Origin of the sequence: Massilia agri (assembly GCF_024753255.1) — a bacterium.
Lineage (GTDB): Bacteria > Pseudomonadota > Gammaproteobacteria > Burkholderiales > Burkholderiaceae_D > Telluria > Telluria agri.
Genome location: NZ_JANUHA010000032.1, coordinates 16,138 through 29,256, shown reverse-complemented (window position 1 = coordinate 29,256; position 13,119 = coordinate 16,138). Strand labels below are relative to the sequence as shown.

At 64.0% G+C, this 13,119-nt stretch carries 10 protein-coding genes; 7 read left to right on the top strand and 3 right to left on the bottom strand.

Annotation, left to right across the window (positions count from 1 at the left end; genetic code table 11):
* The first annotated feature begins 539 nt into the window (after window positions 1-539).
* Window positions 540-830, top strand: a complete 291-nt coding sequence (locus NX780_RS24665; RefSeq protein WP_258830535.1) for a hypothetical protein — start codon at window positions 540-542, stop codon at window positions 828-830.
* A gap of 18 nt (window positions 831-848) precedes the next feature.
* On the opposite strand, the gene NX780_RS24660 is transcribed toward NX780_RS24665, so the two are convergent.
* Both NX780_RS24660 and NX780_RS24655 read right to left on the bottom strand, forming a co-directional pair.
* Window positions 849-2,288 carry a DHA2 family efflux MFS transporter permease subunit gene (locus NX780_RS24660; RefSeq protein WP_258830534.1) on the bottom strand — a complete coding sequence of 480 codons (1,440 nt, stop codon included), beginning with the start codon at window positions 2,286-2,288 and terminating at the stop codon, window positions 849-851.
* A gap of 89 nt (window positions 2,289-2,377) precedes the next feature.
* On the bottom strand, window positions 2,378-2,941 hold the full coding sequence (locus tag NX780_RS24655; RefSeq protein ID WP_258830533.1) for an acyloxyacyl hydrolase: 564 nt from the start codon (window positions 2,939-2,941) through the stop codon (window positions 2,378-2,380).
* Window positions 2,942-3,085: 144 nt separating this feature from the next.
* Between NX780_RS24655 and NX780_RS24650 the strand changes: the two genes are divergently transcribed.
* Both NX780_RS24650 and NX780_RS24645 read left to right on the top strand, forming a co-directional pair.
* A complete protein-coding gene (locus NX780_RS24650; RefSeq protein WP_258830532.1) occupies window positions 3,086-3,784 on the top strand; it encodes a suppressor of fused domain protein in 699 nt (232 codons plus the stop codon).
* Window positions 3,784-4,677 carry an NAD(P)-dependent oxidoreductase gene (locus tag NX780_RS24645; RefSeq protein ID WP_258830531.1) on the top strand — a complete coding sequence of 298 codons (894 nt, stop codon included), beginning with the start codon at window positions 3,784-3,786 and terminating at the stop codon, window positions 4,675-4,677. The genes NX780_RS24650 and NX780_RS24645 overlap by 1 nt, the downstream gene beginning before the upstream one ends.
* Window positions 4,678-4,787: 110 nt before the next feature.
* Here the strand turns inward: NX780_RS24645 and NX780_RS24640 are convergent, their stop codons facing one another.
* Window positions 4,788-5,981 (bottom strand): M20 aminoacylase family protein, encoded by a 1,194-nt coding sequence (locus NX780_RS24640; protein WP_258830530.1) that lies wholly within the window; start codon window positions 5,979-5,981, stop codon window positions 4,788-4,790.
* Between the two features lie 148 nt (window positions 5,982-6,129).
* Between NX780_RS24640 and NX780_RS24635 the strand changes: the two genes are divergently transcribed.
* From NX780_RS24635 to NX780_RS24620, 4 genes are all read left to right on the top strand, one after another.
* On the top strand, window positions 6,130-8,232 hold the full coding sequence (locus NX780_RS24635; protein ID WP_258830529.1) for a molybdopterin-containing oxidoreductase family protein: 2,103 nt from the start codon (window positions 6,130-6,132) through the stop codon (window positions 8,230-8,232).
* A 25-nt stretch (window positions 8,233-8,257) separates the two neighbouring features.
* Window positions 8,258-9,346, top strand: coding sequence for an aminopeptidase (locus NX780_RS24630; protein ID WP_258830536.1), 1,089 nt, complete (start codon window positions 8,258-8,260; stop codon window positions 9,344-9,346).
* Between the two features lie 260 nt (window positions 9,347-9,606).
* Window positions 9,607-11,292: a long-chain-fatty-acid--CoA ligase gene (locus NX780_RS24625; RefSeq protein WP_258830528.1), complete on the top strand. Its 1,686-nt coding sequence runs from the start codon at window positions 9,607-9,609 to the stop codon at window positions 11,290-11,292.
* A gap of 99 nt (window positions 11,293-11,391) precedes the next feature.
* Window positions 11,392-13,074: a long-chain-fatty-acid--CoA ligase gene (locus NX780_RS24620; protein ID WP_258830527.1), complete on the top strand. Its 1,683-nt coding sequence runs from the start codon at window positions 11,392-11,394 to the stop codon at window positions 13,072-13,074.
* The last annotated feature ends 45 nt before the right edge of the window (window positions 13,075-13,119 follow it).

Here is a 13,119-nt window from a genome sequence, read left to right as displayed (position 1 = left end):
AAGTAAAGCCCGCTCAGTTGATACTGAGCGGGCTTTTTGCTATTTGCTTTTTTGCATTGAAAACATCGCCCTCCGGACTACACTGAAACAGCTGCGCCGTTATCGGAGGCTGCCATGGATGTTCGAAACGTGTTCGTCGTACGGCGTCTTGCCGTCCTCCTCCTGCTCGCCGCTGGCCTGGGTGGATGTGCAGTCTACGGCCCGCCATATGCTGCTTACGACCCCTATCCCACGTACAGCTATCCCAGCTACGGCTATCCCGCCTACGGTTACCCGACCTATATCGGCCCGCCTGTCACGCTCGACTTCGGCTTCAACTACTACAAAGGGCATCGCCACCACCACCACGGCGGCCGACATGGTTGGGGTTCGCACCGCGGCTGGTCCGGGCACGGTGGAGGACACCATCGCGGCGGTTGGGGACACGGTCGTGGCCGCGGCAGGCACTGAGCAGACACAGGCGAACAGTTGCCCAGCGTCATCTTCCTCGGGCCCAAGCGCGGGCACACTTCTCCGGTGACCAACAACCGGAGAAAAGCATGTCTGAAGCAAGCGAACAAGCCGGCCTGGGCGACAAGCTCGCCGGCCCCCTGAATGCCATCATCGACAAGAAACGCAGCGAACTGCTGCCCCTGCTGGTCGGCGGCGCCGGGCAAGCCACGCAGGCCGCCTTGCGCAACGACGAATGCGTGCGCAAGGTCGCGACCTTCTGTTACCCCCTGCTGCCTGGCCTGGTGCGGCTGGCTGTCAAGGAGCCTGTCTTCGTCAACTTCGTGATGAACAATCGGGAACGAGTACTCGGCCGCCTGGCCCAGCAAGCGGCCGCATAGCAGGCTCTGTTGCGGAGCCTATTGCGTCGTCACGGGCTCCGCCGCTTCCTTCGCTTTCACTTGTCCACGGCTGATGCTGTCGCCGTCATTGCGGCGCAGGCGCCAGAAGATCGCGGACGATATCAGCGTCATCAGCGCGAGCGTGGCAAAGCCATGGTGCAGCGCTTGCGACACCGCTTCGCGGTTGTCCTGCGCCACCGGTCCCAGGAACCAGGCCGTCACGATCGACCCCGCCGCCAGGCCGAAGCTCATCGACAGTTGCTGGAAGGAGCTCGACATCGTGCTGGCCATGCTCGAGTCTTGCGGCTCGATGTCCGCATAGGCCAAGGTGTTCATGCTCGAGAACTGCAGGGAATTGAAGAAGCCCTGCGCCAGGCTGATCGCCACGATGACATAGAAGGGGGTACCCGGCCCCACCAGGGCGAACAAGGCGATCGTCAGCCCGATGCACACCGTGTTCGCGGTCAGGATCTGGCGGTAGCCGAAGCGCGCCAGCAGCCTCGGCGCGAACATCTTCATGCCCATCGCGGCTGCGGCTGCAGGCATCATCAGGAGACCCGATTGCCAGGCCGGCAGTCCCAGCCCCAGCTGGTAGAGCAGCGGCAGCAGGAAGGGCAAGCCGCCGACGCCGAGGCGGGTGAAGAAGCCGCCGGCGACCGAGATACGGAAGGTACGCACCTTGAACAGCGACAGGCGCAGCAACGGAAATTTGGTGCGGAAGGCGTGCCAGACGTAGGCGCCCAGCAGCGCCAGCGACAAGGCCAGCATCAGCCCGGCCGTCAGGGCATCGAGCGTATGCTCGCCGAACACTTCCAGCAGCCAGGACAGGATCGCCGTGCCGCTGCTGAACAGGATCAGGCCGAACACGTCGAGCGGACGCTTCTCGTGCCCCTGGTAATCCGGCATGTGCTTCCAGACCAGGTACAGGGCGATCAGGCCGACCGGCACGTTCACAAAGAAAATCACGCGCCACGTGGTCCAGTGGACGATGAGCCCGCCGACCGTTGGCCCCAGCAGGGGGCCGATCAGGGCCGGGATGATCACGAAGTTCATCGCCCCCAGCAACTCGTTCTTGGGAAAGGTGCGCACGATGGCCAGCCGGCCCACCGGCATCATCATCGCGCCGCCCAGGCCCTGCAGCAGGCGCGCGGCCGTCATCATGTGCGCGTTGACCGACAGGCCGCACAGCACAGAGGCAATGGTAAAGATGGAAATGGCGGTGAAGAATACGCGCCGCGTGCCGAAGCGGTCCGCCATCCAGCCGCTGAGCGGGATGCCGACTGCGAGGCCGAGGATGTAGCTGGTGACGACCGACTTCAGGCTCAGTGGCGTGACCTGCAGGCTGGCCGCGATGCTGGGAATGGCGGTGTTGACGATCGTGGCATCGAGCTGCTCCATGAAGAGGGCAGTCGCAACGAGCCACGGCAAGTAGCGCTTGATCGTGCTGGTATCTAGCAATCGGGCCTCATGAGGGAGCCGGGCCGGGCTGCCCGCCTTGGCCCGATTGTGTCATAAATCGCGGCCAGCCCACGCCCCCGAGGAACGGCTCAGAAGCGGTACGCCGCCTTGGCGACGATCCAGTTCGCGCCGCCATTGGGGCTCTTGATGCTGGCATTCGAGTAGTGCTGGAACTTCAGGCTGTAGTCCCATTTTGCGGTGCTGTAGCCCACGCCGATGTGGTCGCCGAACTGGAAGGCGGTCGACAGTTCCTTGTCTTCGTTCTTGTACAGCTTGGAGAACAGGTTGACGCCGATGCCGATCTCGCCGTACAGGCCGAGCTTGCTGTCGTTCTGGTAGCGCAGCACCGGGGTGAAGCCGATCACGGCGATGTTCTTCTTGCGGCCCGGGACATTCTGGTAGGCGCTCAGGCGCCACAGCGCCAGGTTGGTTTCCCAGTAGCCCGACAGGTGGCGGCCATTGGAGGCGAACCAGCGGCTGTCCCAGTCCTTCTGCACAGCCACGCGGACCATCTTCTGTTCCGGATTGGTGCCGAACTCGAGCGATGCCGAATCCACCCAGCCATTGCTCTGTGCGTGGGCCGCCTGGGCGAACAGGGCGGCCGCCATGGCAGCGGCGAGGCCAGCGACTTTCTTTACATGTGAAATGAGCATGATCTGCCTTCTTAACAGGACCGAAATATTGTGCGATGCACTAATTGTACTAGCGTGAACAATCTTTCGCTGGACACCACCTTGCGGTGCGCGGAAGGTATGATAGACGCCCCTCAGAACGGATTCCCTTATCTTTCGATCAGCATGACCGAACCGACCAGCACCCCCCTGTACCCGCTTGCCGCTCCGTCCCAGCAGCAGGTGGCGCCCGCCGTCCTGCCGCATGACCCTGTCGCGGAACACATTGCCACCCATCTCGGACGGATTGACACCGTCTTCCACGATACCATCGCCGACCCGGTCCAGGTCGACATCCACGTGGTGCCGGCAAACGAGCGTTATCCTTTCCTGCGCCTGGTGACCTCGGGCATGAGCAGCCGCCCGATGACGGTGCCGGAAGGCGCGCCGCCCTTCGCCGAGCTGATGATGGCCCTGCCCGCCGACTGGAAGCTGGACGAGCAATCGGTGCAGGACGAGCGCTGGTACTGGCCGGTCGCCCTGTTGCGCCATCTGGCGCATTATCCCCACCAGCATGCGACCTGGCTGGGCCTGGGCCACACCGTGCCCAACGGCGCTCCAGCCAAGCCCTACGCCAAAGGTGTCGAGTTCACCGGCGCCATCCTGCTGCCGCCGGCCTCGGCGCCGGACGCCTTCGCCTCGCTCGAGCGCGACGGCCAGGACATCTATTTCCACTGCGTCGTGCCGCTCTACGAAGCCGAACTGCAGCTGGTGCGCCGCAAGGGTTTTCCGGCCCTGCTCGACGGCTTCAACGACAAGGGCGTGACCGACCTCGTCGTCCCGGGCCGCAAGAATACCGTCAAGAAGTTCCTCGGACTGTTCTGATGACGACCATCGCCTTCCTCGGTATCGGCCTGATGGGAAGGCCGATGGCGGCGCGCCTCGCGCAGGCGGGCTTTGCGGTGCGGGCCTGGAACCGGACCTTCGCCAAAGCCGAGGCCCTGCGCGAGACCGGCGCCGAGCCGGCGGCGGACCTGTCGCAAGCGGTGCAGGGTGCGCAGGTGGTGATCTCCATGCTCGAGGCCGGCCCGGTGGTCGGCGCAGTGCTGAAGGCTGCGCTGCCGGCCCTCGATCCCGGGGCGATCTGGATCGACATGAGCTCGACCCGGCATGACGAGGCGCTGGCCTTTGATGCGACGCTGCGTGACCATGGCAGCCGCTTCGTCGACGCGCCGGTATCGGGCGGCGTCGGCGGGGCCGAGGCAGGAACGCTGGCCATCATGGCAGGCGCAGACCAGGCGGATTTCGACCAGGTGGCAGCAATCCTGGAAGCCATGGGCCGGCCGCAGCGCGTCGGGCCGGTGGGCAGCGGGCAGGTCGCCAAGCTGTGCAACCAGCTGATCGTCGGTGCGACCCTGAACGTGGTGGCGGAAGCGCTGTTGCTGGCCGAGGCGGCGGGCGCCGACCCGGCCGCGGTGCGCGAGGCGATCCGCGGCGGCTTTGCCGGCAGCCGCATCCTCGAGGTGCATGGGCAGCGCATGCTGGAGCGGAACTTCGTGCCGGGTGGGCAGGTGAAGAGCCAGCTGAAGGATTTGCGCAATGTGCTGGCGGCTGCGCAGGCGTCGGGCTTGACCCTGCCGGTGACGGAACTGGTGACGCGGCAGTACGCGACGATCGAGCATTCGCTGCCGGCGGCGGATCACGCGGCAGCCTTGCTCGCGCTCGAACAAATGAATCCCGGACTCAGATTGGGTAACTCAGAGGATCAGTTACCGTAGGGTGGTCGGCTCTGCCGACCGCGCGTTCAACTCTCGTATGAATCGATGCGACGCTGTTGTTCACCTACTGATTGAACGCGCGTACGGCAGAGCCGTACACCCTACGAAAATCATGATTGCGGCAAGCTCATCTCGACGAGCTTCACCCAGAAACTCGCCCCGATCGGCAGCAGATTGTCATTGAAGTCATAACTCGTGTTATGCAGCTGGCACGGCCCCAGCCCATGCCCGCCGGCGCGATGCGAACCCTCGCCATTGCCGATGAAGACATAGCAGCCCGGCTTTTCCTGCAGCATGAAGGCGAAGTCTTCCGCCCCCATGGTCGGCTCGACATGCGTATCCACCCGCTCCGGCCCCACCACCGCGCGCATCGCCTCCACCGCGAATGCCGTCTGCTCCGGATGGTTGATGAGCGGCGGATAATTGCGCTTGAAGCTGAAGTCGACCGAGGCATTGAAGGCCGTCGCGACGCCAGCAGCGATCTCTTCCATGCGACGCTGGATCAGGTCCAGCACGGCGGTCGAAAAGGTGCGCACGGTGCCGATCAATTCCGCTTCGTCAGGGATGACATTGGTCGCGCTGCCCGCATGGATCTGGGTGATCGACAGCACTGCGGATTCCAGCGGATTCTTTTCGCGCGACACGATGGTCTGCCAGGCCTGGGCGATCTGCACCGCCACCATCACCGGATCGATGCCGCGGTGCGGCTGCGCCGCATGGGCGCCCTTGCCGCGCACGGTGACGCGGAACTCGTTACTCGAGGCCATCATCGGCCCCGAAACGACACCGAAATTTCCTTCCGCGATACCCGGCCAGTTGTGCATGCCGTAGACGGCTTCCATCGGGAACTGCTCGAACAGGCCATCGTCCATCATGCGCCGCGCGCCGCCACCGCCTTCTTCGGCGGGCTGGAAGATCAGGTAGACGGTGCCGTCGAAGTTGCGATGCCTGGCAAGGTGGTGGGCCGCGCCGAGCAGCATGGCGGTGTGCCCGTCATGGCCGCAGGCGTGCATCTTGCCCGGATGGCGCGACGCATGGGCAAAACCATTGATCTCTTGCATGGGCAGTGCGTCCATGTCGGCACGCAGGCCGATGGCGCGATTGGAGTTGCCGTTCTTGATTGAACCGACCACGCCGGTCACACCCAGTCCGCGCACGACCGGAATTCCCCATTCGGTCAGGCGCGCGGCCACCACGTCGGCAGTGCGCACCTCCTCGTAGCACAGTTCCGGATGCGCATGCAGGTCGCGCCGGATCTCTTGCAGTTCTGTTTGAAAGGCGAGGATAGGTTCCACGAGCTTCATCTGTCTCTCCTTTTTTGTCATGCTTGCATTGCAGGCCTTGCACCATTGTAGCCCGCCTCAAACAGTCGATGAAAGAGGGAGGTACGGAGGAGGCGGGAATCGTATAAAGTATTGGTTTTACGAAGTATTTCCTCGCCCCTTCCCGCCCATGACAGTCACACAAGTCCGCGCCGCCTGCCCCCACGATTGCCCCGATACCTGCGCCATCCTCGTCACGGTCGACAACGGCGTGGCCACCGAAGTAAAGGGCGATCCGGAGCATCCGACGACGGCCGGCGTGCTGTGCACCAAGGTGTCGCGCTATGTGGAGCGCACCTACCATCCGGACCGCGTGCTGTACCCGATGCGCCGCGTGGGCCGCAAGGGCGAGGGCAAGTTCGAACGCATCACATGGGAACAGGCGATCGACGAGATCGCGCAGCGCCTCGGCGGGATCGCCGCGCGCGACCCGCAGGCCATTCTCCCGTATAGCTATGCCGGTACGATGGGGCTCGTGCAGGGCGACTCGATGTCTTTGCGCTTCTTCAACAAGATCGGGGCCTCGCTGCTGGACCGTACCATCTGCGCCACAGCCGGCGCGACGGGCTACAAGTACACCATCGGCGGCTCGATCGGCACCGACATCGAACAGTTCCAGAACGCGAAGCTGATCCTGATCTGGGGCGGCAACCCGATCGCCTCCAACCTGCACCTGTGGATGCGCGTGCAGGAAGCCAAGCGCCGCGGCGCGAAGCTGATCGCGATCGATCCCTATCGCTCGCTGACGGCCGAGAAGTGCCACCAGCACATTGCGCTGCTGCCAGGCACGGATGCCGCGCTGGCGCTGGGGATGATGCACGTCCTGATCACGGAAGACCTGATCGACCACGACTACGTGGCGAAGTACACGCTCGGCTACGAGGAGCTCAAACAACGCGCCCTGGAATGGACGCCGGAGCGCACCGCCGACACCTGCGGCATCACGGCCGACGAAGTCATCGAACTGGCGCGCGCCTACGGCCAGACCGCGAGGAGCGGCGAGGGTGTCGCGATCCGCATGAACTATGGCCTGCAGCGCGTACGTGGCGGCGGCATGGCGGTGCGCAATATCGCCTGCCTGCCAGCCCTGGTCGGCGCCTGGCGCCACGCGGCCGGCGGTGTGCAGCTGTCGACCTCGGGCTCTTTCCCGGCGAATCGCCCGGCCCTGCAGCGCCCGGACCTGCTGGATGGCCGCATGCCGCGCACCATCAACATGACCACCATCGGCGACGACCTCCTGAAGGAGGCTTCGCCCGAATTCGGCCCGAAGATCGAGGCCCTCATCGTCTACAACGCCAACCCGCTGGCCATCGCCCCGGATTCGGCGAAAGTGCAGAAGGGTTTCGAACGGGAGGACCTGTTCACTGTGGTGCTGGAACACTTCCACACCGACAGTGCGGACTACGCCGACATCCTGCTGCCGGCCACCACCCAGCTCGAGCACGTCGATGCCCACCTGGCCTACGGCCACCTGTACATGATGGCCAACAACGCGGCGGTTGCGCCGATCGGCGAAGCGAAACCGAACACCGAGTTCTTCCGCCTGCTGGCCGCGCGCATGGGCTTCGACGACCCCTGTTTCAAGGAGAGCGACGACGAGCTGGCCGCCCAGGCGTTCGACAAGCGCCACGAGCGCGCCGTGCACTTCGACTGGGACGCGCTCAAGCAAAAGGGCTGGCAAAAACTCAATATGCCGGACGCACCGTTTGCCGAGGGCGGCTTCCCGACCCCCTCGGGCAAGTGCGAATTCTATTCAAGCAGCATGGCGCGCGACGGGCTCGATCCCGTCCCAAGCTATATCCCGCCGTATGAATCCGTCGCTTCGAACCCGGAGCTGGCGCGGAAGTATCCGCTGGCGATGATCTCGCCACCGGCAAGGAACTTCCTCAACTCAACCTTTGTCAATGTACAGAGCCTACGCGCAACTGAGGGCGAGCCGCACCTCGACATCCACCCGAACGACGCCGCAGTACGCGGCATTGCCCACGGGGACATGGCGCGTATCTTCAACGACCGCGGCTCGTTCGTTGCCCGTGCACGCGTCACCGACAAGGCGCGCGAAGGGCTGGTGGTGGGCTTGTCGATCTGGTGGAAGAAACTTTCCAGCGACGGCAAGAATGCCAACGAAGTGACCAGCCAGCGATTGACCGACATGGGCAGGGCGCCTACTTTCTACGACACCCTGGTGCAGGTTGAAAAATCTGCCCCTTCAACGCGAGATGAAACCCTCTAGATTTTCCCAGGCCTTCCGGCCCCTGATGGCCGCCGCAGCCGCGGCCCTCATGTTGTCAAGCTGCTCATCCCTCTCCTACTACTCCCAGGCCGCCCAGGGCCAGCTCGAACTGCTGACGGATTCCCGTCCCATCGATGACTGGCTGGCCGATCCCTCCACAAATAGCAAGCTGCGCCACCGCCTGGAAGCGGCGCGCCAGATCCGCCGCTACGCGATCCAGGAACTGAAACTGCCGGACAACGGCAGCTACACCAACTTCACCAACATCAAGCGCCCCTATGTGCTGTGGAACGTGGTCGCCACGCCCGAGCTCTCGCTGAAACCCATGCAATGGTGCTTCCCGGTGGCCGGCTGCGTGAACTACCGCGGCTACTACAGCAAGCAGGACGCCCAGGCTTATGCGAAGGAACTGCGCAAGCAGGGCCATGACGTGGAAGTGGGCGGCGTGAGCGCCTACTCGACCCTGGGCTGGTTCAGCGACCCGCTGGTGTCGACCTTCATCAACTATCCGGACGCGGAACTGGCGCGCCTGATCTTCCACGAACTGGCGCACCAGGTCGTGTATGTGCCGGGCGACTCGAAGTTCAACGAATCCTTCGCCAGCGCGGTGGAGCAGGCAGGCGTGGAAGGCTGGCTGGAACGCTTCGGCAACCCGGCCATGTCGGAAGCCTTCGAGCGCTACAGCGCGCGCAAGAAGGACTTCATGGCGCTGCTGGTCCGTTACCGCGGCGAGCTGGAGAAGAACTATGCCAGCGACAGGAGTGTCGACGAGAAGCGCGCCACCAAGACCCGGCTCTTCATTGCCCTGAAGGACGACTACCAGGTGTTGAAAGCCAACTGGGGCGGCTATGCCGGCTACGACCGCTTCTTCGCCGAGCCGCTGTCGAATGCCCACCTGGCCTCGATCGCCACCTACAACGACTTCGTGCCGGCCTTCCGCGCCCTGCTGCGCAAGGAAAGGACATGGCCGGCCTTCTACAAGGCGGTGAACCGGATTGCCCAGCTCGACAAGAGCGATCGCCACCGTGTGCTGCAGAAGCTCGCGGCGCCGGCCCCGACCGCGCCGCTCGTGGTGCAGCGCACCATGGGCGAAGCAAACGTTATGGGCAAATAAGGTCTTGTAGAGGACACGTTCCAATCGACTTAAAAGAACTTGCGCGCATTGTCGCTGCCCGATAGCATCACATCAGGCGATAGCAAAGGCGCAAGCTTCGCGCGCGCTTGTAGGGGGTGAAAAAACCTCCAGGGCAAGGCGCCGAGTCGAGACAGTACGCTTGTACGGCGAGACGAGGCAACGCAGCCATGGAGGAATTTTTCACGCACTTACTCGTACTGACGGACCACAACGATAAAATTCGAGACAAAGGGCATCCGATGGACAAGATCTGGCTGAAGTCGTACCCCCCGAACGTTCCTGCAGAAATCAACCCGGACCAGTACGGCTCCCTGGTGCACATGCTGGAAGAGTCGTTCAGCAAATATGCTGACCGCAACGCCTATGTGTGCATGGACAAGTTCCTGACATACGGCGAGCTGGATGCCTATTCGAAGAAGCTGGCTGCCTGGCTGCAAAGCCGCGGCATGCAGCGCGGCGCGCGCGTGGCGATCATGATGCCGAACGTGCTGCAGTACCCGGTCGCGATCGCGGCCGTGCTGCGCGCCGGCTACACCGTGGTCAATGTGAACCCGCTGTACACGCCACGCGAGCTCGAGCACCAGATCAAGGACTCGGGCAGCGAGGCGATCATCGTGCTCGAGAACTTCGCGCACACGGTGCAGCAGGTGATGGGCAAGACCCCGCTGAAGCACGTGGTGGTGGCGAGCATGGGCGAGATGCTGGGCGGCGTGAAGGGCCTCCTGGTCAACTTCGTGGTCCGCAACGTCAAGAAGATGGTGCCGGAGTTTTCGCTGCCGAACATGGTGCGCTTCAAGGACGCGCTGGCGCAGGGCGCCCGCATGCCGTTCTCGAAGGTCGAGCTGGCGGTGTCGGATGTCGCCTTCCTGCAGTACACCGGCGGCACCACCGGCGTGTCGAAAGGCGCGACGCTCACGCACCGCAACGTGATCGCCAACGTGCTGCAGACCGAGGCCTGGTCCAAGCCGGCCATGGGAGAGACGACCGAGCAGACCGTGATCGTGTGTGCGCTGCCGCTGTACCACATCTTCGCGCTGACGGCCTGCGCGATGTGGGGCATGCGCACCGGCGCGCTGAACATCCTGATCGTGAACCCGCGCGACATCCCGGGTTTCATCAAGGAGCTGGGCAAGTACAAGGTCAACATGATGCCGGCGGTGAACACGCTGTACAACGCGCTGGTCAACCACCCCGACTTCGCGAGCCTGGACTTCTCGGGCCTGAAGGTGTGCAACGGCGGCGGCATGGCGGTGCAGAAGGCCGTCAACGACAAGTGGAAGCAGGTGACCGGCACCAGCATCATCGAGGGCTACGGCCTGTCCGAGACCTCGCCGGTGGCGACCTGCAACCGCGCCGACATCAAGGAATTCTCCGGCACGATCGGCCTGCCGATCCCGTCGACCGACATCGCGATCCTGGACGATGCCGGCAAGCCGATGGCGATCGGCGAGATCGGCGAGATCGCGATCCGCGGCCCGCAGGTGATGGCGGGCTACTGGAACCGTCCGGAGGAGACGGCCAAGGTGATGACGCCGGACGGCTACTTCAAGTCGGGCGACGTCGGCATCATGGACGAGAATGGCTACGTGAAGATCGTCGACCGCAAGAAGGACATGATCCTGGTCTCGGGCTTCAACGTCTACCCGAACGAACTGGAAGGCGTGATCGCCGGCCACCCGGGCGTGCTGGAGTGCGCCGTGATCGGCGTGCCGGACGAGCATTCCGGTGAGGCGGTGAAGGTGTTCGTGGTGCGCAAGGACCCGAACCTGACCGCCGAACAGCTGATGGACTACTGCAAGCAGCAGTTCACCGGCTACAAGAAACCGAAGTACATCGAGTTCCGCGACGAACTGCCGAAGACCAACGTCGGCAAGATCCTGCGGCGCGCGTTGAGGGACGAAAAGCAGCCGGCGACGACCGCGTAAGGATACGTGGCGCCAGCCGGTTGGCAGAAGCCGCCCGTGACCCGGGCGGCTTCGCGTTTTATTGGACACAGCAAGAGAACACAAGAAGGTGAGGCACGGATGGACAAGTTTTGGCTCAAGTCGTACGAGAGTGGCGTACCCGCGGAGATCGATCCGACGCAGTACCGCTCCCTGACGCATCTGCTCGAGGAGGCGTTCCGCAAGTACGCCGACCGCAAGGCCTATGCGTGCATGGGCAAGACCCTCACCTTCGCCGAACTGGACCGGTTATCAAGCCGCATGGCCGCCTGGCTGCAAGGCCGCGGCCTGCAGCCGGGCGCGCGCGTGGCCATCATGTTGCCGAACGTGCTGCAGTATCCGGTGGCGATGGCCGCCGTGCTGCGCGCCGGCTACGTCATCGTCAACGTCAACCCGCTCTACACCCCGCGCGAACTGCAGCACCAGCTGGTCGACTCGGGCGCCGAAGCCATCGTGGTGCTGGAGAACTTCGCGCACACGCTGGAACAGGTGGTCGCCAACACCCAGGTCAAGCACGTGGTCGTGGCGACCATGGGCGACCTGCTGGGAGGCCTGAAGGGCGCCATCGTCAACCTGGTGGTCCGCAAGGTCAAGAAGATGGTGCCGGCCTATTCCCTGCCGGGCGCCGTCGGCTTCAAGCGCATGTTGTCGGACGCCGCGGGCAGCACGCTGAAACCGGTCGCCATCGGCCATGACGACATCGCCTTCCTGCAGTACACCGGCGGCACCACGGGCGTCTCGAAAGGCGCGGTGCTGCTGCACAAACACGTGATCGCCAACGTGCTGCAGAACGAAGCCTGGTTCGGCCCCACCTTATCGAAGATGCCGGCCGGCGAACAGCCCCAGTTCGTGTGCGCGCTGCCGCTGTACCACATCTATGCGCTGACCGTGTGCGCCCTGCTGGGCCTGCGCGTGGGCGGCATGAACCTCCTGATCCCGAACCCGCGCGACATCCCGGGCTTCATCAAGGAACTGAAGAACTACCGCATCAACATCTTCCCGGCCGTGAACACCCTCTACAACGGCCTGGTGAACAATGCCGAATTCGCCCAGCTCGACTTCTCGGGCATGCTGGTCTGCCCGGGCGGCGGCATGGCGGTGCAAAAGGCCGTGGCCGACAAGTGGCTCGCGATGACCGGCACCCCGATCGTGGAAGGATACGGACTGTCCGAGACCTCGCCCGTGGTCACCGCCAACCGCTGCGACATTACCGAGTTCACCGGCACCATCGGCCTGCCGCTGCCCTCGACCGAGATCCGCATCCTGGACGAAGCCGGTAACGAGGTCCCCTTCGGCACCGCCGGCGAGATCGGCGTGCGCGGCCCGCAGGTGATGGCCGGCTACTGGCAGCGCGACGACGAGACCGCCAAGGTCATGACGCCCGATGGCTTCTTCAAGACCGGCGACATCGGCATCATGGACGAGCAGGGCTATACCCGCATCGTCGACCGCAAGAAGGACATGATCCTGGTCTCGGGCTTCAACGTCTATCCGAACGAGATCGAGGGCGTGGTGGCGGCCCACCCGGGCGTGCTGGAAGTGGCTTGCGTCGGCGTGCCGGACAAGAACTCGGGCGAAGCCGTGAAGCTCTACATCGTGAAGAAGGATGCCAGCTTGAGCAGTGAAGAGCTGATGGCCTACTGCAAGGAGCAGTTCACCGGCTACAAGCGTCCGAAATACATCGAATTCCGCGAGACCCTGCCGAAGACCAACGTCGGCAAGATCCTGCGCCGCGAACTGCGCGACGAGAAGCAGTCGGCCTGAGTCGCCTCCTTCGAGCGAGCCGGCCGTCCGGCTCGCGTCCTGCAT